Here is a 25,525-nt window from a genome sequence, read left to right as displayed (position 1 = left end):
GAGATTGCGCTTACAGGCTTGCAATCCACTTAAGCCCGGCCACATTGGCCCGGCGAACGAAACCTGTTGGGAGTTTCACATGGCAAACGCCTCCAGCACTTACAGGAAGGCACTTGAAGGTCATCAGCAACCGAAAAAGGTGCTGGTGAAAGTCGATCGTGTCACCAAGAAGTTCGACGAAACCGTGGCCGTGGACGATGTGTCCCTGGAGATCCATCAGGGCGAAATCTTCGCCCTGCTCGGTGGCTCTGGTTCGGGCAAATCGACCCTGCTACGCATGCTCGCCGGTTTCGAGCGCCCGACTGAAGGGCGGATTCTGCTCGACGGCGTGGACATCACCGACATGCCGCCGTACGAGCGGCCGATCAACATGATGTTCCAGTCCTACGCGCTGTTCCCACACATGACCGTTGCGCAGAACATCGCCTTCGGCCTCAAGCAAGACCGTTTGCCCGCCAGCGAAATCGACGCCCGTGTCGATGAAATGCTGCGCCTTGTACACATGACCCAATACGCCAAACGCCGTCCGCACCAGTTGTCCGGCGGCCAGCGTCAGCGCGTCGCCCTCGCCCGCTCACTGGCCAAGCGTCCGAAGCTGTTGCTGCTCGACGAACCGATGGGTGCACTGGATAAAAAGCTGCGTTCACAGATGCAACTGGAACTGGTGCAGATCATCGAACGCGTCGGCGTGACCTGCGTGATGGTCACCCACGACCAGGAAGAGGCCATGACCATGGCCGAGCGCATCGCGATCATGCACCTCGGCTGGATCGCGCAGATCGGCAGCCCTGTCGACATTTATGAAGCACCGGTCAGCCGCATGGTCTGCGAGTTCATCGGTAACGTGAACGCCTTCGACGGCACCGTGGTGGAAGACCTTGAAGGTCACGCGATCATCCACAGCCCGGACCTGGAACAGAAGATCTACGTCGGTCACGGTGTCAGCACTTCGGTGCAGGACAAGTCGGTCACCTACGCGATCCGTCCGGAAAAAATGCTCGTCAGCACGACCAAGCCGGAATTCCGCTACAACTGGTCCGAAGGCAAGGTGCATGACATCGCCTACCTCGGCGGTCACTCGGTGTTCTACGTCGAATTGCCCGGCGGCAAAATCGTCCAGTCGTTCATGGCCAACGCCGAACGCCGTGGCGCGCGTCCGACCTGGGACGACAAGGTCTACGTCTGGTGGGAAGACGACAGCGGCGTGGTACTGCGCTCATGAGAACCTTCAATCAGCAATTCCTGCGCCTGGTGCCCAGCGGGCGAAAACTGGTGATCGGCATTCCGTTCATCTGGCTGTTTCTGTTCTTCATGCTGCCGTTCTTTCTGGTGATGAAGATCAGTTTCTCGGAAGCCGCGTTGTCGATCCCGCCGTACTCGGAGATCTACACCTACGCCGAACAGAAATTCCAGCTGCTGCTGAACATCGGCAACTACACCATGCTCGGCGAAGACGAGCTGTACCTGTCGGCCTACCTCGGTTCGCTGAAGGTCGCGGCGCTGAGCACGATGATGTGTTTGCTGATCGGTTTTCCGATGGCCTACGCGATCACCAAGACCGGCAAGGAAACGCAAAACGTCCTGCTGCTGTTGATCATGATGCCGACCTGGACCGCGATCCTGATCCGCGTTTATGCGTGGATGGGCATCCTCAGCAACAACGGTTTGCTCAACGCATTTCTGATGTGGACGGGGCTGACCGATCACCCGATCGAGATCCTCAACACCAACACCGCCGTCTATATAGGGGTCGTGTACGCGTATTTGCCGTTCATGGTGTTGCCGCTCTATGCCAACCTCGTCAAGCACGACGGCAGCTTGCTGGAAGCCGCGCAGGATCTGGGTTCGAGCAACTTCAACAACTTCTGGAAAATCACCGTGCCGCTGGCCAAGAACGGGATTATTGCCGGCTGCATGCTGGTGTTCATTCCGGTGGTCGGTGAGTTCGTGATTCCGGAACTGCTCGGTGGTCCGGAGACGCTGATGATCGGTCGTGTGCTGTGGCAAGAGTTCTTCAATAACCGCGACTGGCCGGTGGCGTCTGCGCTGGCGGTGGTGATGCTGTTGATCCTGATTGTGCCGATTCTGCTGTTCAACCGCAGCCAGGCCAAAGAGATGGAGGCACGGGGATGAAACGCTTCGGTTTTTCCAAGTTCATGTTGATCTTCGGCCTGATGTTCATTTATCTGCCGATGCTGATTCTGGTGATCTACTCGTTCAACGCCTCGAAACTGGTGACGGTGTGGGGCGGCTGGTCGGTGAAGTGGTACGTCGGTTTGCTCGACAACACGCAACTGATGGGCTCGGTGGTGCGCTCGCTGGAAATCGCCTGCTACACCGCGATTGCTGCGGTCGCGTTGGGCACCCTCGCCGCTTTCGTGCTGACGCGTGTGACACGCTTCAAGGGTCGCACGCTGTTCGGTGGTCTGGTCACCGCGCCGTTGGTGATGCCTGAGGTGATCACTGGTCTGTCGCTGTTGCTGCTGTTTGTGGCGATGGCGCAACTGATCGGCTGGCCGCAGGAGCGTGGCATCGTCACGATCTGGATCGCCCACACCACGTTTTGTGCCGCTTATGTGGCGGTGGTAGTCTCCGCCCGCCTCCGCGAGCTCGATCTGTCGATCGAAGAAGCAGCGATGGATCTCGGTGCGAAGCCGTTCAAGGTGTTTTTCCTGATCACCATTCCGATGATCGCGCCATCGCTGGCGGCGGGCGGGATGATGTCGTTTGCCTTGTCGCTGGATGACCTGGTGTTGGCGAGCTTCGTCTCCGGACCGGGTTCGACCACCCTGCCGATGGAAGTGTTCTCGGCGGTGCGTCTGGGTGTGAAGCCTGAGATCAACGCCGTGGCCAGCCTGATTCTGCTGGCGGTGTCGCTGGTGACCTTCCTGGTCTGGTACTTCGGCCGCAAGGCAGAAGCCAACCGCAAAAAAGCGATTCAGGAAGCGATGGATCAGACCGCGAACGAGTCGTGGCAGCAACCGCAACAAGCCGCCACCGCTTGACCCTGTAGGAGCTGCGGCACGCTGCGATCTTTTGATCTTGATGTGAAAGATCAAAAGATCGCAGCCTCGTTTCACTCGACAGCTCCTACACAAATGTAGTCAGCCCCTCGGTCAGTCCCCTCTCCCTCGGGAGAGGATCAGGGTGAGGGGGCTTTGCGTAATGTGAATAAAAAGAATGGAGTTGTACCGATGAAAATGTTTGGCAGGACTCTGCTGACACTGTCCTTAATGGGCGCAATGGTCATGGGCGCCCAGGCCAACGACAAGGTGCTGCGTGTTTACAACTGGTCCGATTACATCGCCCCGGACACGGTCAAGAAGTTCGAAGACGAGACCGGCATCCGCGTGACCTACGACGTCTTCGACAGCAACGAGACCCTTGAGGCGCGCTTGCTGGCGGGCAAATCCGGTTACGACCTGGTCGTGCCGTCGAACAGTTTCCTGGCCAAGCAGATCAAGGCCGGTGTCTATCAGACGCTGGACAAATCGAAGCTGCCGAACTGGAAGAATCTCAACCCGGTGCTGCTGAAAAACGCCGCCGCCAGTGATCCGGACAACGCCCACGCGTTCCCGTACATGTGGGGCTCGATTGGCATCGGCTTCAACCCGGCCAAGGTCAAGGAAGTGCTCGGCGCCAACGCCCCGACCAATTCCTGGGACTTGCTGTTCAAGCCGGAGAACGCTGAAAAACTCAAAGCCTGCGGCATCAGTTTCCTCGACTCGCCGACCGAAATGATCCCGGCCGCCCTGCACTATCTGGGTTACCCGGTGAACGACAGGGACACCGTACACATCAAGGAAGCCGAGGCGCTGTTCATGAAGATCCGCCCGAACGTGGCGTACTTCCATTCCTCGAAATACATCTCCGATCTGGCCAACGGCAACATCTGCGTGGCAGTCGGTTACTCCGGTGACGTGCTGCAGGCCAAGGCCCGCGCGGTGGAATCCGGCAACAACGTGGTGATCGACTACAGCATTCCCAAGGAAGGCGCCGGCAGCTTCTACGACATGGTCGCCATCCCGCGCGATGCCGCCAACGTCGAGAACGCGTACCTGTTCATGGACTTCCTGATGCGTCCGGACATCATCGCCGAGATCACCAACAGCAACGGCTACAGCAACGCCAACGCGGCGGCCACGCCATTGGTGGATGAAGCGATCCGCAACGACCCGGGTTCGTACCCGTCGCAAGCGGTGATGGCGACGTTGTATGCGGTGCCGGATCAGCCGATTGCCACACAGCGGATCATGACCCGAGGCTGGACGCGGGTGAAACTCGGTAAGTAATCCCGACGAAAATCCAAATGTAGGAGTGAGCCTGCTCGCGATAGCGGTGTGTCAGGCAGTAGTGATGCTGAATTTGCCGGCCTCATCGCGAGCAGGCTCACTCCTACAGTGGTTTGGTGTTGTGACAGAAAAATTTATGATTTCCCGTTCACGCAGCGCCTTACCACCGCTGCACCCTGCTATGAACGGCCTCACCTGGCTCCCTCGGCTCAGGTGAATTCTCAGGCGCCCTCGGGCGCCTTTTTTTGTGCGCTCAAATCAGCGGCCAATCCTGCAGGATGCGATAACGCCCCTTGTGCGATTCGAACAGGGCAAAGCGTTCGGCGCGCAGGAAGAACTCCGGCGGCGTGGCCGATTCCGGCTCCGGCGCGCGATAGTCACGGGCCAGGGTCAGGTGCGGACGAAACTCGCGCGGTGTCTCTTCAAAGCCGAACGGCAACATCGCCTGCTCCAATGCGTAGACCAGCCGCAGCAGCGCTTGTGGCGCCTGCTCCGGCGCCAGCGACAACACCCCGGCGCGATGCCAGACCTGCAAGCGATCCAGCGAAATCTTCAATGGCTCACCCGGCGTGCGCACTTGCCCGGCCGCTTCACAGACTTCATTGATCTGCGCCAATGGCACCGCGCCAAGGAACAGCAGCGTCAGATGAAAGTTATCCGCCGGCACCGGCTTACCGGTTCGCAACCCCAACTCCCCGCGCCACTGAGCAATCGCCTTGCGTTGCGCCGGCGGGCAATCGAGGGCGAAAAACAGTCGCTTCGCTTCATCGGTCATGGCCCCGCTCCCCTGTTCATCGTGATCCGCCGGATTCTACACAGCCTGAACTGACGACTCGTGACAGGCAGCTATAGTTCAAGGATTGCTATCAACCGGAGGCCGCCATGCGCGAGATCCTCAGCAAAGAACCGTGGTGGGCCCGGCCACCGCATCCCGGGCAGGATGAAAACGAACTGGAATGGGGCTGGCTGGTGCATTACAGCGAGGGTGAGCCGCGCTTCGAGTTCGTCCGTGAACGGCCGACGGACGAGCAGATCCGCAACCGTAAAAGCTGCAGAATCACCCCCTCTGCCGAGTGAACACCGTACCTGTAGGAGTGAGCCTGCTCGCGATGGCGTCTGCACATTCAATGCTTCATTGACAGACCCACCGCTATCGCGAGCAGGCTCACTCCTACAATAGATTTGCGCTGGCTTCAGGATTTAAGGATGTTCTTGAAGCCACCAAAAATCATGCGTTGGCCGTCGAACCCCATCGGGTTGACGTCCGGTTGCATGCGCGGATCCTCCATCATTTTGCCCATGCCCGTATCACGGGTGGCTTTGTCCGGCCAGATCAACCAGCCGGCCGAAACCGTCTCGCCTTCCTTGAGTTTGACCGCCATCGGGAATGACGTGACCTTGCCCTCCGGCACGTCATCGCCCCAGCACTGCATCACATCCTGTGCACCGTATTCCTTGAACAGTTTCGCCGCGATTTCACAGTGCTTTTTGTACTGCTCAAGGTTGGCAGTCGGCACCGGCGCTACAAAAATATCGATGTAAGCCATGATCACTCTCCTTGCTCGTTGGGTTCGATCTGCTGATTGGTCGATTGCGGCGGCTGCCATTCAACACGATTCACACCCAACCCGACCGACGGCTCCTCGCCCCCACCCAGATTGCGTTCGACCTGCCCGGCCATGTGCAGTGTGCCGGCCATGACACCGGTAGTCGGGTTTTGCACCAGCTTCAGCCAGGCTTTGTCGAAGGTGCTGCCCAGACTGCTGCGGATCAGTGCTTCACTGTCGGGCCGGTCATTGGCCTGGATGATCGCGCGGATACCCGCGACACCGACCGAGATCAGACCACCGGCCAGTTTCCCCGCAGCAGCGGCCACCGCACTGGCAGCGCCGCGCGGGGCCATTTCCGCTTCCATTCGCTGACTGGCACGCTTGGCCACCGGGGCCATGCCGGCATCCGTCGAGGCAATGCCCTTGGCGCCGCCCTCGGTATGAATCTTGTCGATCAGCGCGGCGTAGGCCGGTAGCGTGTTCAGCGGCTCGGTGCTGATGACCTTATACAACGAAGCATCCCGTGCCGGTGGCGGGCCGAGGGCGATGGCCGGAATCTTCTGCAACCGTCCATTAAGCTGCGCAACGGGCACGCCATGACGCTGGGCGATGAGCGGCATCTGCTGCGCCATCAGCTGCGCATAGAACGCCGTGGCCTGGCCGAGGATCGCATCCGGATCGACCTCCACCGCTACTGGCGCCAGCACCCTTTCCTGATATTGCTCAAGCAGATACGCCGCCAAGCGCTTGGCCGAGGCGTCCTGCTCGCCGCCGGCATTGATCGTGTACCAACTGACCTTCATCGACAGCCATTCCTGGGTCCAGTAACTGCTGAACCACGGGATGAAATTTTCTTCAGTTTGCTGATAGACCCGAGTGCGCCAATGTTCCATTGAGCCACGGGCAAAGACTTTGACTTGTTCGGTGGATTGCTGCGAAGCGCTGACGATTTCCCGATCGATCTGCTGCCAGGTCTGCGGCGAGACGAACACGGCTTGCGGCGCTGACACCGGGGCCCGCGCCGAAGTGGCGCAGCCGGCCAGCAACAACAGTGCGGCGACGAGCAGCGCACGCGGATTCACGGTGGCGGTTTCCTTTAAGAGGGCGGAAGCAGATTTGAGTATAGGTGTGTGCGCAGGGCCGTTTGTCCGGTTTTGGCTGGTCTGGCGCCTTCGCGAGCAGGCTCGCTCCCACAGGGGAATGCGTTTCAAATGTAGGAGTGAGCCTGCTCGTGATGAGGCCATCAGCAACACCCAAAAAACCCCAACCATCACTGCCATCGATATTCACCATCGCCACGATTGCCTTCCGCCCACCGCCCATCAAAGGCACGATTAGCCCATCCGAAACACAACGAGGAGTTCACAGCATGATTCACACCCACGTCACACTCTCCGTGAGTTTCCCGGTGTTCGGCAGCAACTATTACGACCAGCACGCCGTGTCGCACAAGGCGCAGGCGCTGGTGTTCAACGAAGATTTCGAAGATCTGCTGATGCCCGCCGCGAGCAATCATTTCAGCAATGAAGTGGTCGGCCTCAACGATCAGTTCCGTTTCCTGAGCGACATTCTCGCCACCCATTTGCTGGACATCGAGGCCTCTGTGCCTGCGCGATCCAGCGTCCGGGCGAGCGCTCATTTTTCTTAAGCAACAGCGCTAAACAAAGAGGGCGTCCCATCGCGGGACGCCCTCTTGCGTTCAATCAGTCATCATCCCGATCACGGTAGTAGCGACGCCCGTCGCGGCGATCATCGCGGTCATCCCAGCGCCGGTCATGGTCGTAGTTGCGGCCATGATCGCGGTCGTAATGCCGGCCATGGCGGTGGTCATCATCAAAATCCGCGACACAGCCGCCGAGCAATACGGCGGCGGTCAGGGTCAGCAGCATCGTTGTTGCGCGCTTCATTCAACACTTCCCTAAAACCAAGGTCTTGACGACGGAATCGGCCACGCTGCCCGCGACTTCAAAACGCGGTGCCCGTAGCCGCAGATACGACCGGGCAAATCAGCGTTGATTCAGTGGCCACTAGCGACCGTTTGTCGCCCCGCCCGCGCTGCCCGAACGGCGGCGAAATGCCACCTATACTCCTTGCAACCTAGCCCCACGCAATGGATCTGCGCCCTCAATAACAACAAGCAGAGGTGGACCATGGTCTGGCAGCAAATTTACGACCCGTTCGGTAACCCGGTGATCTCCACGCTCATGGCCGCCGTACCGGTGGTGGTGATGCTCGCGGCGCTGGCGTTCTTCCACGTCAAGGCGCATCTCGCGGCGTTGTTGGCATTGGCTTCCGCCCTGCTTATATCGATTTTTGCCTTCGGCATGCCGGCGAGCATGGCCGGTTCTGCGGCGTTGTTCGGCGCGGCGAATGGCTTGCTGCCGATCGGCTGGATCGTCCTCAACATCATCTTTCTGCATCGCCTGACCACCGAGAACGGCTCGTTCAAAGTGCTGCAGGATTCCCTCGCGCGGATCACCGATGACCGTCGTTTGCAGTTGCTGCTGATCGCCTTCTGCTTCGGTGCGTTTTTCGAAGGTGCGGCCGGGTTCGGCACGCCGGTGGCGGTGACCGGGGCGATTCTGATCGGACTTGGGTTTTCGCCATTGGCCGCGTCGGGTCTGGCGCTGATTGCCAACACCGCGCCGGTGGCATTCGGCGCACTGGGTACGCCGATCATCACACTGGCCAAAGTCACCGGGCTGGATGAAATGGAGGTGTCGATGATGGTCGGTCGACAGTTGCCGTTTTTCTCGGTGCTGGTGCCGTTCTGGTTGATCTGGGCCTTCGCCGGGTGGCGCAAGATGCTCGAGATCTGGCCGGCGATTCTGGTGGCCGGGGTAAGTTTCGCCGTGCCGCAGTTTCTGGTGTCGAACTATCACGGGCCGATGCTGGTGGACGTCATCGCCGCGCTGATTTCCATGGCCTGTCTGACGTTGTTCCTGAAGGTGTGGAAACCGGCGACCATTCACACCTCCGCTGCGCTTTCGGGGCGCGTAGACAACTCGAAGGTCGATGAAGAAAAAATCACTGCCAGCGCTGCGTTCAGCGATCAGGCGCGTCCGGCGGTGATGCGCGCGTGGATGCCGTGGATCATCCTCACCGTGTTCGTGTTTGCCTGGGGCACGCAGGGCTTCAAGAATATGTTCGACACCCGCCCGGCGATTGATCCGGTCACCCAGTCGGCCAAGCTCGATCCCGCCGGCAAACCGCTGCGCGAGGCCAACCCGATTTTCGCCCCGGCCGTGACCTTTACCACGCTGCACCTGCAAATCGAAAAAGTACCGCCGGTGGTCGCGGCACCGAAGGCTGAAGAAGCGGTGTACAAATTCACTTGGTTCACCGCCACTGGTAGCGGGATTTTGCTGGCTGCAATTGTTGGCGGCTTGCTGATGGGCTACTCGATTCCGCAACTGATCAAGCAATACCTGCGCACGTTGTGGGTGGTGCGGTTTTCGTTGATCACGATTGCGGCGATGTTAGCGTTGGGATTTCTCACGCGCTACTCAGGACTCGACGCGACCATGGGCCTGGCGTTTGCGGCGACGGGGATTTTTTATCCGATGTTCGGCACGCTGCTCGGTTGGCTGGGCGTGGCGCTGACCGGTTCGGATACGGCGTCAAACGTGCTGTTTGGCGGTTTGCAGCGGGTGACCTCGGAACAGCTCGGGATCAGTCCGGTGCTGATGGCGGCGGCGAACAGTTCCGGTGGGGTGATGGGCAAAATGGTCGATGCACAATCGATCGTAGTCGCCTCCACCGCGACCCGTTGGTACGGGCATGAGGGCGAGATTCTGCGCTATGTGTTCTTCCACTCGATTGTGCTGGCGATTCTGGTCGGCGGGCTGGTGACGTTGCAGGCGTATGTGGCGCCGTTTACTTCGATGGTGGTGGGCGGGCATTAGTCCGGCCGGACACATATCCAATGTGGGAGCGAGCCTGCTCGCGAAGGCGTCCGGTCTGCCAATGAAGATATTGGCTGTGCCGGCCTCTTCGCGAGCAGGCTCGCTCCCACAATGATTTGTGTTGCTCACACCATTGATGAACTGTGCACATAACTCTATAGCGCAAATCCGACAAAACCTTTTCCTCTTTCCGGCAGTCACTCCTTAATGAGACCGGCGATGACGCTGGCTGCCCGCTTGGGCCATCCACGACCCCTGCTGCCCTGATGAAGAGAGAAAAGGAATCGAACCATGACGATTTCCCGACGCGGATTTCTGATCCTCGGCGCCGTGACCGCTACCGCTTTCGCGATGCCGCCGTTTATCAGCCTCAAGGCCTACGCGGCCACTCTGGAGCAACCGGCCATGAACAAAGTGACGATCAACGTCAACGGCCAGCCGCGTGCGCTGGATGTCGACACCCGCACCACCCTCCTTGATGCCTTGCGCGAACACCTGCAACTGACCGGAACTAAAAAAGGCTGCGACCACGGCCAGTGCGGCGCCTGCACGGTGATCGTCGATGGCCGGCGGATCAATTCCTGCCTGACGTTGGCGGTGATGCACGAAGGCAGCGAAGTCACCACCATTGAAGGCCTCGGCATGCCTGACAAGCTGCACCCGATGCAAGCCGCGTTCATCAAGCATGACGGCTATCAGTGCGGCTATTGCACACCTGGGCAGATCTGCTCGGCAGTCGCGGTGATCAAGGAAATCCGCGACGGCATCCCCAGCCACGTCAGTGAAAGCCTCACCGAGCAACCGCAACTGATCGCCAGTGAGTTTCAGGAGCGCATGAGCGGCAATATCTGCCGCTGCGGTGCCTACTCGAACATCATCGAAGCGATCACTGAAGTCGCGGAGGTACCGGCATGAGACCGTTCAATTACAGCCGTGCCGACTCCCCCGCCGCAGCCGCCGCACAAGCTGCGCAAGTCGAAGGTGCGCGATTCATTGCCGGCGGCACCAACCTGCTCGACCTGATGAAACTCGACATCGAAACCCCGCTGCATTTGATCGACGTCAACCATCTCGGCCTGGATCAGATCGAAGCCACACCCGAAGGCGGCTTGCGCATCGGCGCGCTGGTGCGCAACACCGATCTGGCCGCCGATGCGCGCGTTCGCAAAGACTACGCGCTGCTCTCCCGCGCCCTGCTCGCCGGGGCTTCCGGGCAGTTGCGCAACATGGCCACAACCGCCGGCAACCTGCTGCAACGCACGCGCTGCCCGTACTTCTACGACACCAATCAGGCCTGTAACAAACGCAATCCCGGCAGCGGTTGCGCGGCGATTGGCGGGGTCAGTCGGCAACTGGGCATCATCGGCGTCAGCGACGCGTGCATCGCCACGCACCCGAGTGACATGGCGATTGCCATGCGTGCCCTCGATGCGCAGATTGAAACGGTGAAACCCGACGGCACGACTCGCCGCATCGCCATGGCCGATTTTCATCAATTGCCCGGCACCACGCCGAACATTGAAACCAGCCTGACGCCCGGCGAGTTCATCACCTCGGTGACATTGCCTGCGCCAATCGGCGGCACTCATGTTTATCACAAGGTGCGTGATCGCTCGTCCTATGCGTTCGCCCTGGTATCGGTCGGTCTGATTCTGCAAAAGGACGGCAGCGGCCGCATCGCCGTCGGCGGTATCGCGCCGAAACCATGGCGGGTTGAAGCCGCCGAAGCGTTGCTGCCCCAAGGCGCCAAAGCCGTCAGCGCACGCCTGCTCGACGGCGCCACGCCGACCCACGACAACCAATTCAAACTGACCCTGGTCGAGCGCACGCTCGGTTCGGTGTTGGCGCAAGCGAGGGATGAAGCATGAAATTCGACACGCCCGCCACCACCAACCCGATCGACCAGTTGAAGGTCATCGGCCAACCCACCGACCGCATCGAAGGCCCGCTGAAAACCAGCGGGCAGGCGCCTTACGCCTATGAACAGCATGAGGCGGTGGCCAATCAGGCTTACGGCTTTATGGTCGGTTCCGCTATCGCCAAAGGCCGGATCAATAACATCGATCTCGCAGAGGCGAAAGCCGCGCCCGGTGTGTTGGCCATCGTCACCGCTGCCAACGCCGGCAAACTCGGCAAGGGCAAATACAACGCCGCGCATTTATTGGCCGGGCCGGAGATTCAGCACTACCACCAGGCTGTTGCGCTGGTGGTTGCCGAGACCTTTGAACAGGCTCGTGCGGCTGCGCAAATGGTTAAGGTCGACTACGTCGCGGCCAAAGGCGAATTCGATCTGGCCAGCGTGCGCGATCAAGGCGTCGAGCCGAAAGACGAATTGCCCGACGTCAGCCACGGTGATTTCGCCAAGGCGTTCGCCGCCGCGCCGGTGCAGTTCGATCAGACCTACACCACCCCGGATCAGTCCCACGCGATGATGGAACCGCACGCCACGCTGGCCGCGTGGAAAGGCGATCAACTGACCTTGTGGACATCGAATCAGATGATTGCCTGGAGCGTCGGCGACATCGCCGCCACCCTCGGTCTGCCCAAGGAAAAAGTCCGGCTGATTTCGCCGTACATTGGCGGCGGTTTCGGCGGCAAGTTATTCATTCGCGCCGATGCAATTCTTGCCGCCCTCGGTGCGCGCATGGCTGGCAGGCCGGTGAAGGTCGCCCTCGCCCGCCCGCAGATCGCCAACAACACCACCCACCGTCCGGCGACGATTCAGCGCATTCGCATGGGCGCGACGGCGGACGGCAAACTCACGGCGATCGCCCACGAAGGCTGGTCGGGCAATCTGGCGGAAGGCAAAGTCGAGGTCGCGGCGCAGCCGAGTCAGTTGCTGTACGCGGCTGAAAATCGCTTGGTCAGCATGCGCCTCGCACCGTTGGATCTGCCCGAAGGCAACGCCATGCGCGCGCCCGGCGAAACCCCTGGGCTGATGGTCCTGGAAATTGCCATGGACGAGATGGCCGAGCAGCTCAAGCTTGATCCGGTCCAGTTCCGCATTCTCAACGACACACAGGTCGATCCGGTGAAAACCGAGCGACCGTTCTCGCAGCGGCGCCTGATCGAATGCCTGCAAACCGGCGCGGAGAAATTCGGCTGGGACAAACGCAATGCGCAACCGGGTGCACGGCGTGAGGGTCGCTGGCTGATCGGCATGGGTGTCGCGGCGGCAATCCGCAACAACCTGCTGGTCAAGTCGGGCGCGCGGGTGCGGCTGGAGCGCGATGGCAAGATCACGGTGGAAACCGACATGACCGATATCGGCACCGGCAGTTACACGATCATCGCGCAGACGGCGGCCGAAATGATGGGTGTCGGCTTGAAGGATGTCAGCGTGCATCTGGGCGATTCGAGCTTCCCGGTGTCGGCAGGCTCCGGTGGGCAATTCGGCGCCAACTGCTCGACCGCCGGGGTGTACGCCGCGTGCATGAAACTGCGTGAGGCGGTGGCTGGCAAGTTGGGCATGGCGGCGGATCAGGCGGAGTTTGTCGACGGTCAGGTGCGGCTCGGCGACAAGAGCGTGCCGTTGCGCAACGCTGCGCAGGACGGCGTTGTGGTGGCCGAGGACAGCATCGAATTTGCCGACCTTGCCGAGCAGTATCAGCAGTCGACGTTTGGTGCGCATTTCGTTGAGGTGGCGGTGGATGCGGCGACCGGTGAAGTGCGTGTGCGCCGCATGTTGGCGGTGTGCGCGGCTGGGCGGATTCTCAACCCGAAAGCGGCGCGCAGTCAGGTGATCGGCGCGATGACCATGGGCGTCGGAGCGGCGTTGATGGAAGAGTTGGCGGTGGACAAGACGCTGGGGTTTTTCGTCAATCATGATCTGGCCGGGTATGAAGTGCCGGTGCATGCCGATATTCCGCATCAGGAGGTGATTTTCCTTGATGAGACTGATCCGGTGTCTTCGCCGATGAAGGCCAAGGGTGTTGGTGAGTTGGGGATTTGCGGGGTCAGTGCGGCGGTGGCGAATGCGATTTACAACGCCACGGGGGCGCGGGTGCGGGAGTATCCGGTTACCCTCGATAAAATCTTGTCGTCGTTGCCGGAGATGATGTGATGACCCGTTAAAAGCCCCTCACCCTAGCCCTCTCCCAGAGGGAGAGGGGACCGATTGGGGGATATTCTAGGGCTGCACCGACGTGAACGACTTGCTGTGAATCCATAATCGACACAGCACTTTCAGGTCGAAGTGCTGTGAACCCATAATCGACGCGATCTCTCAGGTCGATGTACGACGCCAGACACCTCGGTCGGCCCCCTCTCCCTCCGGGAGAGGGCTGGGGTGAGGGAAATTGGATAATCTCACCGACCTGAACGCTCAGCTGTGAATCCATAATCGACGCGATCTCTCAGGTCGATGTACGACGCCAGACACCTCGGTCGGCCCCCTCTCCCTCCGGGAGAGGGCTGGGGTGAGGGAAATTGGATAGTCTCACCGACCTGAAGGATCGGCTGTGAATCCATAATCAACTCGGTCTCTCAGGTCGATGTACGACGCCAGACACCTCGGTCGGCCCCCTCTCCCTCCGGGAGAGGGCTGGGGTGAGGGAAATTGGATAGTCTCACCGACCTGAAGGATCAGCTGTGAATCCATAATCGACTCGGTCTCTCAGGTCGATGTATGACGCAAGGCACTGCGGTCGGCCCCCTCTCCCTCCGGGAGAGGGCTGGGGTGAGGGAAATTGGATAGTCTCACCGACCTGAAGGATCGGCTGTGACTCCATAATCGACTCGGTCTCTCAAGTCGATGTACGACGCCAGACACCTCGGTCGGCCCCCTCTCCCTCCGGGAGAGGGCTGGGGTGAGGGAAATTGGATAGTCTCACCGACCTGAAGGATCGGCTGTGACTCCATAATCGACTCGGTCTCTCAGGTCGATGTATGACGCAAGACACTGCGGTCGGCCCCCTCTCCCTCCGGGAGAGGGCTGGGGTGAGGGAAATTGGATAGTCTCACCGACCTGAAGGATCGGCTGTGACTCCATAATCGACTCGGTCTCTCAGGTCGATGTATGACGCAAGACACTGCGGTCGGCCCCCTCTCCCTCCGGGAGAGGGCTGGGGTGAGGGAAATTGGATAGTCTCACCGACCTGAAGGATCGGCTGTGAATCCATAATCGACTCGGTCTCTCAGGTCGATGTATGACGCAAGGCACTGCGGTCGGCCCCCTCTCCCTCCGGGAGAGGGCTGGGGTGAGGGAAATTGGATAGTCTCACCGACCTGAAGGATCAGCTGTGAATCCATAATCAACTCGGTCTCTCAGGTCGATGTATGACGCAAGACACCTCGGTCGGCCCCCTCTCCCTCCGGGAGAGGGCTGGGGTGAGGGAAGCGCTTCACTCGGATCGCGGATACTGCTCAGCACTCACCTGCTCCATCCAATCCACAACTTTGCCATCCAGCACTTCGGCAATTGCAATATGCGTCATTGCAGTGGTGGGCGCTGCCCCATGCCAATGCTTGGCCCCCGGCGCAATCCACACCGTATCCCCTGGACGAATCTCACGCACCGGCTGCCCCCACTCCTGCACAAACCCGGAACCGGCCGTGACGATCAATGTCTGTCCCAACGGATGCGTATGCCAAGCGGTACGCGCGCCCGGCTCAAACGTCACCGTCGCACCACTGACCCGCGCCGCTTCAGTACCTTTGAACGGCGCATCAACCCGCACAGTGCCAGTGAACCAATCCGCCGGGCCTCTGGCCGAAGGTTGCGAACCATTGGGTGTCACGGTCACGCGGTGATTGTCATTGGCCTGCACCTCACCCGCCAACAGGGAAAGGCTCAACGCAGAAGCGGCAATCGGGTTCATGGCAATTCCTCCAGATAATCAATACCACCACTCTACCGACACCAACTCTTCCGATAATCGACTAGAATTCGAAAAAACTTATGCAGGACACTCATCAATGCTGCGTGAAAATGCCACCGACCTGCTCGCCTTCCTCGCCGTCGCACGCGAGCGCAGCTTCACCAAAGCCGCAGCCAAACTCGGCGTCTCACAATCGGCACTGAGCCATACCATCCGCGCCCTCGAAGCGCGCTTGGGCCTGCGCCTGTTAACCCGCACCACCCGCAGCGTCTCGCCCACCGAGGCCGGCGAACACCTGTTGCAAACCATCGGCCCGCGCTTCGAAGAAATCGAACTGGAACTGGCGGCCCTGAGCAACCTGCGCGACACCCCGGCCGGCAAGATCCGCCTCAACGCCACCGACCATTCGCTGGACTGGCTGCTGCGCCCGGTGCTCAAGGACTTTCTGCCGAAGTACCCGGACATCAGCGTCGAGGTGAGCTGCGACTATGGTTTCGTCGACATCGCCGGCCAGGGTTTCGACGCGGGCGTGCGCTTGGGCGAAGACGTCGCGCAAGGCATGATCGCCACCCGCATCGGCCCCGACATGCGCATGGCGGTGGTGGGCTCACCCGCCTATTTCGCCAAACGCACCGCGCCGCAAACGCCACGGGATCTGACCGAGCACGCCTGCAACAATCTGCGCCTGCCCACTAATGGCGGGTTGTACAGCTGGGAATTCGAGAAGGATGGCGAGAGCCTGAAAGTGCGGGTGTCCGGGCAGATCACCCTGAACGGCGTCTACCCGCTGCTCGACGCGGCGCTGGACGGTTTCGGCCTGAGTTACATCCCGGAAAACATCGTTGCACCCTATCTGGCCGACGGCCGTTTGCAGCAAGTGCTGGAAGACTGGTGCCCGACATTTGCCGGTTATCACCTGTATTACCCGAGCCGGCGCCAAGCGGCGCCGGCGTTTGCGTTGTTGCTGGAGGCGTTGCGCTATCGCGGTTGATTGCGACCTGCGCCTTCTCTCTGTGGGAGCGGAGTTTGCTCCCACAGGAGATCAGCGTCAGTTCTGGACGGCGCGCTTGAGGCTCGGGACCAGCGGTGCGGTGTGACTGGTGGGTTTTTCAGACTGCGAGACGTGCACGTCAGGCTCTTGCACTTCGCCATTCAACGCCTTGTGCATCTTCTCGGTATCCAGCGCGCCCACCCACTTGGCGATGGCCATGGTGCCGACGCCGTTGCCGATAGTGTTGGTGATCGCCCGCGCCTCTGACATGAATCGGTCAACACCCAACAACAGCACCATGCCCGCCACCGGAATCGTGCCGAGTGAGGCCAGCGTCGCCGCAAGAATGATGAACCCGGAACCGGTCACCCCCGCCGACCCCTTGGAGGTGAACATCAGCACCGCCAACACGATCAGTTGATCGGCCAAGGTCAACGGCGTGTTGGTGGCCTGGGCAATAAAGATCGCGGCGATGGTGTAGTAGATCGCCTGGCCATCCGGGTTGAAGGTCAAGCCCGACGGAATGATCATCCCGGCCACCGGCTTCGAGACGCCGGCCTTTTCCATCTTCGAGATCATTTGCGGCAGTACCGACTCGGATGAGCTGGTGCCGAGCACGGTGAACAACTCTTCCTTGATGAACTTGAGGAACTTCCACAGGCTGAAACCGCTGTAACGGCAGATCGGCCCAAGCACGAAGACCACGAACACCGCGCAGGTCAGATAGACGCAAGCCATCAGTTTGCCGAGCGAGAACAGCGAGCCGAAACCGTACTTGCCAATGGTGAATGCAATGGCACCAAAGGCACCGATGGGCGCCAGACGCATAACCATGTTGACGATGCGGAACATGCCTTGCATCAAGCTCTCCAGCGTATCGACGAACACTTTGCCACGCGGTCCGACATGTGCCAGCGCAATACCCAGCAGGATCGAGAACAGCAGGATTTGCAGGACGTTGCCCTTGGCGAATGCATCGACAATCGTGTCGGGAATGATGCCCATCACAAAATCCATGAACGAGGCATGTTTGGCCGCCGTGGTGTACGTCGCCAGGCTGCTGGTATCGAGGCTGGCAACATCGACGTTCATCCCGGCACCGGGCTTGAACACGTCCACCACGATCAGACCGATCACCAGGGCCAGGGTCGAGACCACTTCGAAGTAGATCAAGGCGCGAAACCCGACGCGGCCCAGCTCCTTCATGTTTTCCATGCGCGCAATGCCGGTAACCACCGTCAGGAAAATCACCGGTGCCAGTAGCATTTTGATCAGTTTGATAAAGGCATCGCCCAAGGGTTTGAGCGCGGTGCCGGTCTCGGGCACCAGCACGCCGATAAGTGCGCCGAGGATCACGGCGACGAGGACTTGCACGTACAGCTTGCCGAATATTCTTTTCATGACAGGGCCCTGATTTTTTATTGTTGTCAGGAAGAGCCAAGGGGCCGCAGAACCCCTTGGCGTTGTGCCGCAGCTTGAATCGGGATGAATCAGCGATTGATCAGCGCAATCACCGCGTCGGTGACTTGCCGCGTGGTGGCCGTGCCGCCCAGATCGGGCGTGTGCAGGCCGCTTTCGGTGACCGCTTCGATGGCCGACATCAATTGCTTGGCAGCGGCTTTTTCGCCGAGGTGCTCAAGCATCATTGCGGCGGTCCAGAAGGTCGCAATCGGGTTGGCTACGCCTTTGCCAGTGATGTCGAAGGCCGAACCGTGGATCGGTTCGAACATCGATGGAAAGTTGCGCGACGGGTTGAGGTTGGCGGTCGGCGCAATGCCGAGGCTGCCCGACAGCGCGGCGGCCAGGTCGGAAAGGATGTCCGCGTGCAGGTTGGTCGCGACGATCACGTCCAGCGTCGAAGGTTTGAGCACCATGCGCGTGGTCACCGCGTCGACCAATTCTTTGTCGATTTTGACGTCGGGGAAGTCCTTGGCGACTTCGTAGAAAATCTCGTCCCACAGCACCATGCCGTGGCGCTGGGCGTTGGACTTGGTGACCATGGTCAGGTGTTTGCGCGGACGGCTTTGCGCCAACTGGAAGGCGAAGCGATGGATGCGCTCGACGCCAGCGCGGGTGAACACCGAGACCTCGGTGGCGACCTCTTCCGGCAGGCCTCGATGCACACGGCCACCGTTGCCCGAATATTCGCCTTCGGAGTTTTCCCGCACCACCACCCAGTCGATCTGCTCGCCGTTGTGCAACGGACTTTTCACCCCCGGCAACACCCGCGCCGGACGCACATTGGCGTACTGGTCGAAGCCTTGGCAGATCGGCAAACGCAAGCCCCACAGGGAAATGTGATCCGGCACGTTGAGCGCACCGACCGCGCCGAAGAAGATCGCGTCAAAGGTCTTCAATTCTTCAAGACCTCCTTCAGGAATGTAGTGACCGTTTTTCAGGTAGTTGTCTGAGTTCCAGTCAAAGTGTTTGAACTTCAGTTCAAAGCCGGATCTCTTCGACAGGGCCTGCAGTACTTCAACGCCAGCGGCGATGACTTCCACGCCAATACCGTCGCCGGGTACCGCTGCAATGTTGTATGCGCTCATGGTCCACTCCACTCTTTTTCACGTTTTTGTTTTGCCTGCCGCACAAGGCTGTCCGGCGGGGTGTGATCGGAGTATATGTAGTGACCTGAAAGCTGTGAGTTACCGTAAATCACTACATCCATAACTTTGAGTTACGAATGAGCCAGACCCTCGATTTGTCGTTTTTCCACTTGCTGGCCAATAAAGGCAGCCTCGCCGCCACCGCCCGCGAACTGGGCGTGACGCCGCCGGCGGTGAGCAAACGCCTGACAGCACTGGAGGCGCGGCTGGGCGTGCGTCTGGTCAATCGCACCACGCGCTCGATGAGTCTGACTGCCGAGGGCGAGCTGTACTTCTCCCACGCGGCGCGAATCCTCACGCAGATCGATGAGGTCGAACAATTGATCGGCGCCAGCCGTGCAACGCCCAAGGGACTGATTCGGGTCAATGCATCATTGGGCTTTGGTCGGCGCTACATCGGCCCGGCACTGGCGGCGTTCTTTGCGCAATACCCGGAGGTGGAAATCCAGCTGGAAATCAGCGACCACCCACTGGATCTGGCCACCCATGGTTTTGATCTGGGCATCCGTTTCGGCACCCTGCCCGACGCGGCTTTTCATGCGCGCAAGATCGCCTCAAACCGTCGCTTGCTCTGCGCCTCGCCGCTGTACCTGGAAAAGCACGGCACGCCGCAAAAACTCGCAGATCTGCAGCAGCACAACTGCATCTTCCTGCGCCAGAACGAAACGCCTTACGGGGTGTGGAGTTTCACTAACGGCGGGCGCACGCAGAACGTGAAGGTGCGCGGGGCGCTGGGCTGCAACGACGGCGAGGTGGCGTTGAACTGGGCACTGGAGGGATTTGGCATTCTGTTACGCGCCGAGTGGGACATCGCCCGTTATGTGCGCAGCGGCCGCTTGCGTCTGGTGCTGGAAGATCAAACGCCGACCCGCGCCGACGTCTACGCGGTCTACCCGCAGCAATTACACCTGTCCGCACGGGTGCGCAGCCTGATCGACTTTCTGGTCGAGCGCTTCAAGCACATCGACAATCTGGATATTCCCGGCGACTAGCCCAGCAACGCAATCAACTGATGCCGCTGCGCATCGGTGAGCATCGGCCCGAAACCGGCCTTGGCGTTGTCGGCCATGTAACGCGGATTGCCCGTGCCGGGTATCACGCACGTCACCGCCGAATGCGACAGCAGAAACTTCAATGCCAGTTGCGGCCAACTGTTGACCTGTACATCCGACACCCAGCCAGGCAGCGGCTTACCCTTTAGCCGGGCGAACAAATCGCCGCCGCCGAATGGCCGATTACAGATCACCGCCACCCCGCGTTCTCGGCACAACGGCAGGATGCGTTTCTCCACCCCTCGATCATCAAGGGCGTAATTGATTTGCAGAAAATCCAGGGGCTCGGCCTTCAGCACCGCTTCGACTTCCTCATAGGCCGAGGGCGTGTAATGGGTGATGCCGATGTAACGGATGCGTCCCTGCGCTTTCCATTCACGCAAGATCGGCAGATGGGTTTGCCAGTCGAGCAGGTTATGGATCTGCATCAGGTCGATGCGTTCGGTGCGCAGCAGGCTGAACGATTGCTCCATCTGCGCGATGCCCTCCTCGCGCCCGCGCGTCCACACTTTGGTCGCCAAAAACGCCGGCGAACGCGGTTCGTGGATCGACAGCAGTTCACCGGCAGTCTGTTCGGCGCGGCCGTACATCGGTGAACTGTCGATCAGCGTTCCGCCCTTGGTGAACAGCTCATCGAGCACTGCCGGTAGTTGCCGATAGGCCGGATCACCGGGGGCGACATCGAAACCGCGATAGGTGCCCAAGCCCACGATGGGTAGCAATTCGGAGCTGGACGGGATGGCGCGGGTCTGCATGGCGTGGCCTCCGGTGGTCGCGGGCGTCGTCGCGGTGGCCAACGCCCGATCAAAGGTGAAGACCGCCGAAACCCCGGCAGCCAGCGTGAGCAATCGGCGACGGGAGTAACCCTCAGTGTGGCTCATGCTGGTTCCCCTGCTGCGTGGATCTGTTGCCGGTTATGTGCATGAGCGGCCGATTGCAGGGCTGGACTACACTGCGACAGCGATCCTTCACACACCGTTAAAAGTAGCCGAATGTCCCGAACCCTGATGTCACTCGTCGCATTGATCGTTGCCGTGTACCTGGTGCTGTGCGCGGCGCTGTTCTTTTTTCAGCGCTCGCTGATCTATTTTCCGCAGCCCAATGCCGTCACCAGCGCCGATTCACAACTGACCCTGTCGATGCCGGATGCGCAGGTTTCAGTGATCACCCGCGAGCGGGTCGGGCCGCGGGCGCTGATCTATTTCGGTGGCAATGCCGAGGACGTGTCGCGCAATCTGCCGGAGTTTGCCGAGGCGTTTCCTGAATACGCGGTGTATCTGCTCAACTATCGCGGCTTTGGTGGCAGCAGTGGTTCACCGTCCGAAGCGGCGATTGCCGAGGATGCCTTGGCGCTGTTCGATCAGGTCTATGCCAGTCATCCGCAGGTTTCGCTAATTGGCCGCAGCTTGGGATCGGGCGTCGCCGTGCGTCTGGCCAGCCAGCGACCGGTGCAACAGCTGATTCTGGTGACGCCTTACAACAGCCTTGAAGAAATCGCGGCGCGGCAGTATCCGTGGGTACCGGTGAAGTGGTTACTCAAGGATCGCTTCGAGTCAGGCAAGTACGCCGCACATATCCGCGTGCCGACGTTGCTGCTGGCGGCCAGTGACGACGAGGTGATCCCGCGCGCCAGCACGCAGCGTTTGCTGGAGAACTTCCCGCAAGGCGTGGCGGTGCTCCGGGTGGTGCCGGATTCGGGGCATAACTCGATCTCGGATCGTGCGCAGTATTTGCAGTGGATGAAGGATGCGTTGAATCGGTGATAGTGGTCTGCCTGTGTCTTTTGTATTGTTTTCAGTGACGCCATCGCGAGCAGGCTCACTCCTACAGGGGAACGCATTCCAAATGTAGGAGTGAGCCTGCTCGCGATGGCGTCATACAGCGCAACATAGCACTCTGCTTGATCACGCTCTTCGTCACGCCGCGAAAATACCCCTCCCCGCCCCTTGAACCAAGTCGAAAAAGCCCAGTCCTACTCGCGCCGCTTTCTGCGGTTCACTCAACTTTTGCGCTGTCCCCCTTCAGAGCTGCCCGTCTCATGCGCCACGCCGTTCGTTCGTCTCGCTTGGTTTCGCTGTGCCTGCTGATCCTTTCGCCGCTAATCGCCGAAACCGCCCATGCCGGTGCGGAGCGGCAACTGGTGGCCGCCATCAACGACTATCGTGCCCATCCGCAACGCTGCGATCGGCGCCCGGCGCAACGCCTGGCACCGTTGGCGCTGAAGTCGAACCTGGCCTTGCCGATCGGTTATCGCTACGCCGGCGGCATGCGTGAAGCGTTGAAGTCGTCCGGTTATTCCGCCGTGGCGGTGCGCAGTATTCGCGTGATCGGCGCCGAGGACGCCGAAGAGGCTTTCGACCTGCTGCAAGACGAGCACTGCGCCGCGCTGCTGGACGCGAGCTACGCCGACATCGGTGTCAGTCGTTCGCGCAATGAGTGGCAAGTGGTGTTGGCGCAACCGGTGCTCGACAGCCGCGTTGGCGATAACCGCAGCGTCGGCAAGGCCTTGCTCGCTGAGGTCAATGCTGCGCGCGCCCGGCCACGGATGTGCGGACGCCAGCGCTTCGCCGCCGCCCGGCCGTTGAGCTGGAACGCCGCGCTGGGCGCCGCCGCACAGGGGCACAGCAAAGCCATGGCTTACGGCAACTACTTCGCCCACCGCGATCCGGACGGCGACATGCCCGCCGATCGCGCCCGCGCGGCCGGCTATCGCGGGCGGCAAGTCGGTGAAAACATCGCCGCCGGACAGAGTTCACCGGGCAAGGCCATGGCCGGATGGCTGGCCAGCCCCGGACACTGCGCCAACTTGATGAACCCGATGTTCACCCAGGTCGGCGCCGGGTTTGCCAGTGAGGCGCGCAGTGATGAAGGGGTTTACTGGACGATGGTATTTGGTGCGCAGTAACTGCCAGCGTCCAGTGCCAATTTCAACAGTTCCTTGCGCAGCATTGACGGCGCCCGCACGGCCAATCCGGCCTGCCAGTCCAGTGGCAACAAGCGATTGAGCTTTTGCTGGCTGACCTCGGTTGGCGCCAGAAAGCAGCTTTTGCGGTCGCGGATACTGATCACATTCAGCAGCCAGTCATCGCCCTGCTCTGCCATCCAGCGTTTGATCATCGGCCGGTGTTTTTGCAGCAAGGTGTCGGCATCCCACACCGTCATTTGTGCGAAGAAGCCTGGCAGGTTGCTTTCGGGTTTCATCCGTTTCGAGTCGGCCGCCAATGCAGCGGCCAGGTTCGATTCGATGGTGGTCTGGCATTCGAGAAAATATTGCCGGGGCCAGTCTGCCGGCAGTTTTGCCCGTGAAGCGAGGTCGGCGTAGGCCTCGATGTCCGCTGGCGTGGTCATCTGCCCGGTGAAATTCAGCGTGTTGTCGAGAATCGCGGTGGCCAGCAAAGCAGCACTTTGCAAGCTGATCTGCGGCAGCACTCCGGCCGTCTGCCAGCGCTGAAAAACCTGAGTCGCTGCGGCGCCGATCGGACGAATATCGGCGGCAGACCCAAGCTTCTGCGCCCAGTAATGCTCAAACCCGGGATGGTGATCGATGATTTCTACCACCCGCTCGAGCACCACCAACGGGTCGAAATGCTGATAGTCCGAGACATCGACCAGGACAAACTCATCGTCCGGCGTCGGCTGGTAATCGTCAAAAGCAGCCGCCCAGCCGAGCACGCTTTGCGAAACGCTGGCGTTGGGCTTCGCGCTACTGACGGCGCGGGCGGGAATACCTTGCAGGTTGAGCAATTCTGCGTAGGCGATGCAGCAGGCGAAGGCGTCGATGTCCAGATAGGACGCGCCGGAGGTGATGATTTTCATGGGCCGGCAAATTCGCACATTTTCATGACGCTGTGGTGACAGCGAAAAGATCGCAGCCTCCGGCAGCTCCTGCTCAGGATTTATGGTTTCCCTGTAGGAGTTGCCGAAGGCTGCGATCTTTTGATCTTCAAGCCGCCCGCTGTCCTCCCGCGACCATCGCCGAAGCCGCCAGCATCGCCCGCAGCAACACCGCACACCCGGCCGCCAGATCGTCCGGCGCGGCGTTCTCGATTTCGTTGTGGCTGATGCCGCCTTCGCACGGCACAAAGATCATCCCGGCCGGGCCGAGTTCGGCGAGGAAAATCGCGTCATGCCCGGCGCCGCTGACGATGTCCATATTCGACAAACCCAGCCCTTTCGCCGCGCCGCGAACGGCTTCCACACAACCTTTTTCAAAGTACAGCGGCGGGAAGTCGGCGGTCGGGGTCAGCTCGTAGGTCAGGCCGTGTACTTCGCAGGTGGCGTCGATGACTTGCTTCACCTCAGCGATCATCGAATCCAGCCGCGCCGGTTCCAGGTGACGGAAGTCGAGGGTCATGCGCACTTCGCCGGGGATGACGTTACGCGAGCCGGGATAGGCTTGCAGGCAGCCGACGGTGCCACAGGCATGGGGTTGATGGCCGAGGGCGGCGCGGTTGACCGCACCGACGATTACCGAGGCGCCGACCAAGGCATCTTTACGCAGGTGCATCGGCGTCGGGCCGGCATGCGCTTCGACGCCGCGCAGCTTGAGGTCGAACCACTTCTGACCAAGCGCGCCGAGCACCACACCGATGGTTTTCTGTTCGTCTTCGAGGATCGGGCCTTGTTCGATGTGTGCTTCGAAATAGGCGCCAACTTTGTGCCCGCTGACTTTGCGCGGACCGGCGTAGCCGATGGCGTTAAGCGCTTCACCGACGGTGACGCCTTCGGCATCGACTTTGGCGAGGGTTTCTTCGAGGGTGAATTTCTCCGCGAACACGCCCGAGCCCATCATGCACGGGGCGAAGCGCGAGCCTTCTTCGTTGGTCCAGACCACCACTTCCAGCGGCGCTTCGGTTTCCACTTTGAGGTCGTTGAGCGTGCGCAGCACTTCGACACCGGCCAGTACGCCGAAGCAGCCGTCGAACTTGCCGCCGGTGGGTTGGGTGTCGATGTGGCTGCCGGTCATTACCGGTGGCAGGTTGGGATTGCGCCCGGGGCGACGGGCGAAAATGTTGCCGACGGCATCGACCGTGACGCTGCATCCGGCGTCCTTGCACCATTGCACGAAGAGGTCGCGGGCCTGGCGGTCGAGGTCAGTGAGGGCCAGGCGACAGACCCCGCCCTTGACCGTCGCGCCGAGCTTGGCCAGTTCCATGAGCGAGGCCCACAGGCGGTCGCGGTTGATGTGCTGATGGCTCGATTGCAGAACGTCTACGGCTGCGTTCATGGGGATCTCCTCAGGCTGCTTTTCTTATGGATATTTCTCTGGTGTCGGGTAGATCGCCTTCGCGAGCAGGCTCGCTCCCACAG

Annotated in this window: 24 protein-coding genes; 14 read left to right on the top strand and 10 right to left on the bottom strand. The window is 60.6% G+C overall.

The features are described 5' to 3' along the window. The first annotated feature begins 79 nt into the window (after positions 1-79). From potA to KBP52_RS30195, 4 genes are all read left to right on the top strand, one after another. Entirely contained in the window at positions 80-1,222 is a 1,143-nt protein-coding gene (potA, locus tag KBP52_RS30210) for a polyamine ABC transporter ATP-binding protein (RefSeq protein ID WP_064120849.1), read from the top strand. Further along, positions 1,219-2,133 carry an ABC transporter permease subunit gene (locus KBP52_RS30205; protein ID WP_007919250.1) on the top strand — a complete coding sequence of 305 codons (915 nt, stop codon included), beginning with the start codon at positions 1,219-1,221 and terminating at the stop codon, positions 2,131-2,133. Before potA ends, KBP52_RS30205 begins: the two co-directional genes overlap by 4 nt. Beyond that, complete coding sequence (locus KBP52_RS30200; RefSeq protein WP_122598593.1) at positions 2,130-3,005, top strand: ABC transporter permease subunit; 876 nt, start codon at positions 2,130-2,132, stop codon at positions 3,003-3,005. Before KBP52_RS30205 ends, KBP52_RS30200 begins: the two co-directional genes overlap by 4 nt. A gap of 189 nt (positions 3,006-3,194) precedes the next feature. Continuing rightward, positions 3,195-4,292 carry a polyamine ABC transporter substrate-binding protein gene (locus tag KBP52_RS30195; RefSeq protein WP_212621638.1) on the top strand — a complete coding sequence of 366 codons (1,098 nt, stop codon included), beginning with the start codon at positions 3,195-3,197 and terminating at the stop codon, positions 4,290-4,292. A gap of 253 nt (positions 4,293-4,545) precedes the next feature. Here KBP52_RS30195 and thpR read toward each other — a convergent pair whose 3' ends face one another. Next, the gene (thpR, locus tag KBP52_RS30190; protein WP_137216473.1) at positions 4,546-5,067 is read right to left on the bottom strand and encodes an RNA 2',3'-cyclic phosphodiesterase; all 522 of its coding nucleotides are present in this window, start codon (positions 5,065-5,067) and stop codon (positions 4,546-4,548) included. Positions 5,068-5,174: 107 nt separating this feature from the next. Here thpR and KBP52_RS30185 point away from each other — a divergent pair, with 107 nt between their 5' ends. Next, a complete protein-coding gene (locus tag KBP52_RS30185; RefSeq protein WP_212621637.1) occupies positions 5,175-5,369 on the top strand; it encodes a hypothetical protein in 195 nt (64 codons plus the stop codon). 116 nt (positions 5,370-5,485) lie between these two features. Here the strand turns inward: KBP52_RS30185 and KBP52_RS30180 are convergent, their stop codons facing one another. Continuing rightward, a complete protein-coding gene (locus tag KBP52_RS30180) occupies positions 5,486-5,839 on the bottom strand; it encodes a DUF1428 domain-containing protein (protein ID WP_212621636.1) in 354 nt (117 codons plus the stop codon). A gap of 2 nt (positions 5,840-5,841) precedes the next feature. Then, the gene (locus KBP52_RS30175) at positions 5,842-6,924 is read right to left on the bottom strand and encodes a hypothetical protein (RefSeq protein WP_212621635.1); all 1,083 of its coding nucleotides are present in this window, start codon (positions 6,922-6,924) and stop codon (positions 5,842-5,844) included. A gap of 287 nt (positions 6,925-7,211) precedes the next feature. Here KBP52_RS30175 and KBP52_RS30170 point away from each other — a divergent pair, with 287 nt between their 5' ends. Continuing rightward, complete coding sequence (locus KBP52_RS30170; RefSeq protein ID WP_212621634.1) at positions 7,212-7,490, top strand: hypothetical protein; 279 nt, start codon at positions 7,212-7,214, stop codon at positions 7,488-7,490. Between the two features lie 55 nt (positions 7,491-7,545). Here the strand turns inward: KBP52_RS30170 and KBP52_RS30165 are convergent, their stop codons facing one another. Further along, a complete protein-coding gene (locus KBP52_RS30165) occupies positions 7,546-7,749 on the bottom strand; it encodes a hypothetical protein (protein ID WP_212621633.1) in 204 nt (67 codons plus the stop codon). A gap of 243 nt (positions 7,750-7,992) precedes the next feature. On the opposite strand from KBP52_RS30165, the gene KBP52_RS30160 reads away from it, so the two are divergent. The 4 genes from KBP52_RS30160 to paoC all read left to right on the top strand — a co-directional run bounded on the left by KBP52_RS30160 (position 7,993) and on the right by paoC (position 13,810). Then, positions 7,993-9,747 (top strand): L-lactate permease, encoded by a 1,755-nt coding sequence (locus KBP52_RS30160; protein WP_212621632.1) that lies wholly within the window; start codon positions 7,993-7,995, stop codon positions 9,745-9,747. A gap of 291 nt (positions 9,748-10,038) precedes the next feature. Then, entirely contained in the window at positions 10,039-10,662 is a 624-nt protein-coding gene (paoA, locus tag KBP52_RS30155) for an aldehyde dehydrogenase iron-sulfur subunit PaoA (RefSeq protein ID WP_077572263.1), read from the top strand. Beyond that, a complete protein-coding gene (locus KBP52_RS30150) occupies positions 10,659-11,615 on the top strand; it encodes a xanthine dehydrogenase family protein subunit M (protein ID WP_212621631.1) in 957 nt (318 codons plus the stop codon). The genes paoA and KBP52_RS30150 overlap by 4 nt, the downstream gene beginning before the upstream one ends. Next, positions 11,612-13,810: an aldehyde oxidoreductase molybdenum-binding subunit PaoC gene (gene paoC, locus KBP52_RS30145; protein WP_212621630.1), complete on the top strand. Its 2,199-nt coding sequence runs from the start codon at positions 11,612-11,614 to the stop codon at positions 13,808-13,810. The genes KBP52_RS30150 and paoC overlap by 4 nt, the downstream gene beginning before the upstream one ends. 1,279 nt (positions 13,811-15,089) lie before the next feature. Here the strand turns inward: paoC and KBP52_RS30140 are convergent. After that, positions 15,090-15,566 carry a cupin domain-containing protein gene (locus KBP52_RS30140; protein ID WP_212621629.1) on the bottom strand — a complete coding sequence of 159 codons (477 nt, stop codon included), beginning with the start codon at positions 15,564-15,566 and terminating at the stop codon, positions 15,090-15,092. A 97-nt stretch (positions 15,567-15,663) separates the two neighbouring features. Here KBP52_RS30140 and KBP52_RS30135 point away from each other — a divergent pair, with 97 nt between their 5' ends. Beyond that, positions 15,664-16,557, top strand: coding sequence for a LysR family transcriptional regulator (locus KBP52_RS30135; RefSeq protein ID WP_212621628.1), 894 nt, complete (start codon positions 15,664-15,666; stop codon positions 16,555-16,557). 57 nt (positions 16,558-16,614) lie between these two features. Here the strand turns inward: KBP52_RS30135 and KBP52_RS30130 are convergent, their stop codons facing one another. Further along, complete coding sequence (locus KBP52_RS30130; protein ID WP_016987672.1) at positions 16,615-17,958, bottom strand: dicarboxylate/amino acid:cation symporter; 1,344 nt, start codon at positions 17,956-17,958, stop codon at positions 16,615-16,617. An 89-nt stretch (positions 17,959-18,047) separates the two neighbouring features. Then, the gene (locus KBP52_RS30125; protein ID WP_016987671.1) at positions 18,048-19,103 is read right to left on the bottom strand and encodes a tartrate dehydrogenase; all 1,056 of its coding nucleotides are present in this window, start codon (positions 19,101-19,103) and stop codon (positions 18,048-18,050) included. Positions 19,104-19,240: 137 nt separating this feature from the next. On the opposite strand from KBP52_RS30125, the gene KBP52_RS30120 reads away from it, so the two are divergent. Continuing rightward, a complete protein-coding gene (locus KBP52_RS30120) occupies positions 19,241-20,155 on the top strand; it encodes a LysR family transcriptional regulator (protein WP_077573430.1) in 915 nt (304 codons plus the stop codon). Here KBP52_RS30120 and KBP52_RS30115 read toward each other — a convergent pair. Then, the gene (locus KBP52_RS30115) at positions 20,152-21,096 is read right to left on the bottom strand and encodes an aldo/keto reductase (RefSeq protein ID WP_212621627.1); all 945 of its coding nucleotides are present in this window, start codon (positions 21,094-21,096) and stop codon (positions 20,152-20,154) included. The two genes, KBP52_RS30120 and KBP52_RS30115, sit on opposite strands and share 4 nt — an antisense overlap. 111 nt (positions 21,097-21,207) lie before the next feature. Between KBP52_RS30115 and KBP52_RS30110 the strand changes: the two genes are divergently transcribed. Both KBP52_RS30110 and KBP52_RS30105 read left to right on the top strand, forming a co-directional pair. Further along, positions 21,208-21,978 carry an alpha/beta fold hydrolase gene (locus KBP52_RS30110; RefSeq protein WP_212621626.1) on the top strand — a complete coding sequence of 257 codons (771 nt, stop codon included), beginning with the start codon at positions 21,208-21,210 and terminating at the stop codon, positions 21,976-21,978. Positions 21,979-22,253: 275 nt separating this feature from the next. Next, positions 22,254-23,120 (top strand): CAP domain-containing protein, encoded by an 867-nt coding sequence (locus KBP52_RS30105; RefSeq protein WP_212621625.1) that lies wholly within the window; start codon positions 22,254-22,256, stop codon positions 23,118-23,120. Here KBP52_RS30105 and KBP52_RS30100 read toward each other — a convergent pair. Beyond that, positions 23,090-24,031 carry a DHH family protein gene (locus tag KBP52_RS30100; protein WP_212621624.1) on the bottom strand — a complete coding sequence of 314 codons (942 nt, stop codon included), beginning with the start codon at positions 24,029-24,031 and terminating at the stop codon, positions 23,090-23,092. The genes KBP52_RS30105 and KBP52_RS30100 overlap by 31 nt on opposite strands. A gap of 127 nt (positions 24,032-24,158) precedes the next feature. Beyond that, entirely contained in the window at positions 24,159-25,442 is a 1,284-nt protein-coding gene (locus KBP52_RS30095) for a Zn-dependent hydrolase (RefSeq protein ID WP_212621623.1), read from the bottom strand. Positions 25,443-25,525: the final 83 nt, after the last annotated feature.

Source organism: Pseudomonas sp. SCA2728.1_7 (assembly GCF_018138145.1).
GTDB lineage: Bacteria > Pseudomonadota > Gammaproteobacteria > Pseudomonadales > Pseudomonadaceae > Aquipseudomonas > Aquipseudomonas koreensis_A.
This window is presented reverse-complemented; position numbering and strand designations above follow the sequence as displayed.

Coding starts and splice junctions, on each gene's coding strand:
- KBP52_RS30150 (WP_212621631.1), top strand. CDS start 10,659: ATGAGACCGTTCAATTACAGCCGTGCCGACTCCCCCGCCGCAGCCGCC.
- KBP52_RS30185 (WP_212621637.1), top strand. CDS start 5,175: ATGCGCGAGATCCTCAGCAAAGAACCGTGGTGGGCCCGGCCACCGCAT.
- thpR (WP_137216473.1), bottom strand. CDS start 5,067: ATGACCGATGAAGCGAAGCGACTGTTTTTCGCCCTCGATTGCCCGCCG.
- KBP52_RS30115 (WP_212621627.1), bottom strand. CDS start 21,096: ATGAGCCACACTGAGGGTTACTCCCGTCGCCGATTGCTCACGCTGGCT.
- paoA (WP_077572263.1), top strand. CDS start 10,039: ATGACGATTTCCCGACGCGGATTTCTGATCCTCGGCGCCGTGACCGCT.
- KBP52_RS30095 (WP_212621623.1), bottom strand. CDS start 25,442: ATGAACGCAGCCGTAGACGTTCTGCAATCGAGCCATCAGCACATCAAC.
- KBP52_RS30130 (WP_016987672.1), bottom strand. CDS start 17,958: ATGAAAAGAATATTCGGCAAGCTGTACGTGCAAGTCCTCGTCGCCGTG.
- KBP52_RS30205 (WP_007919250.1), top strand. CDS start 1,219: ATGAGAACCTTCAATCAGCAATTCCTGCGCCTGGTGCCCAGCGGGCGA.
- KBP52_RS30105 (WP_212621625.1), top strand. CDS start 22,254: ATGCGCCACGCCGTTCGTTCGTCTCGCTTGGTTTCGCTGTGCCTGCTG.
- KBP52_RS30165 (WP_212621633.1), bottom strand. CDS start 7,749: ATGAAGCGCGCAACAACGATGCTGCTGACCCTGACCGCCGCCGTATTG.
- KBP52_RS30200 (WP_122598593.1), top strand. CDS start 2,130: ATGAAACGCTTCGGTTTTTCCAAGTTCATGTTGATCTTCGGCCTGATG.
- KBP52_RS30160 (WP_212621632.1), top strand. CDS start 7,993: ATGGTCTGGCAGCAAATTTACGACCCGTTCGGTAACCCGGTGATCTCC.
- KBP52_RS30195 (WP_212621638.1), top strand. CDS start 3,195: ATGAAAATGTTTGGCAGGACTCTGCTGACACTGTCCTTAATGGGCGCA.
- KBP52_RS30170 (WP_212621634.1), top strand. CDS start 7,212: ATGATTCACACCCACGTCACACTCTCCGTGAGTTTCCCGGTGTTCGGC.
- KBP52_RS30110 (WP_212621626.1), top strand. CDS start 21,208: ATGTCCCGAACCCTGATGTCACTCGTCGCATTGATCGTTGCCGTGTAC.
- KBP52_RS30135 (WP_212621628.1), top strand. CDS start 15,664: ATGCTGCGTGAAAATGCCACCGACCTGCTCGCCTTCCTCGCCGTCGCA.
- paoC (WP_212621630.1), top strand. CDS start 11,612: ATGAAATTCGACACGCCCGCCACCACCAACCCGATCGACCAGTTGAAG.
- KBP52_RS30140 (WP_212621629.1), bottom strand. CDS start 15,566: ATGAACCCGATTGCCGCTTCTGCGTTGAGCCTTTCCCTGTTGGCGGGT.
- KBP52_RS30120 (WP_077573430.1), top strand. CDS start 19,241: ATGAGCCAGACCCTCGATTTGTCGTTTTTCCACTTGCTGGCCAATAAA.
- KBP52_RS30125 (WP_016987671.1), bottom strand. CDS start 19,103: ATGAGCGCATACAACATTGCAGCGGTACCCGGCGACGGTATTGGCGTG.
- potA (WP_064120849.1), top strand. CDS start 80: ATGGCAAACGCCTCCAGCACTTACAGGAAGGCACTTGAAGGTCATCAG.
- KBP52_RS30100 (WP_212621624.1), bottom strand. CDS start 24,031: ATGAAAATCATCACCTCCGGCGCGTCCTATCTGGACATCGACGCCTTC.
- KBP52_RS30180 (WP_212621636.1), bottom strand. CDS start 5,839: ATGGCTTACATCGATATTTTTGTAGCGCCGGTGCCGACTGCCAACCTT.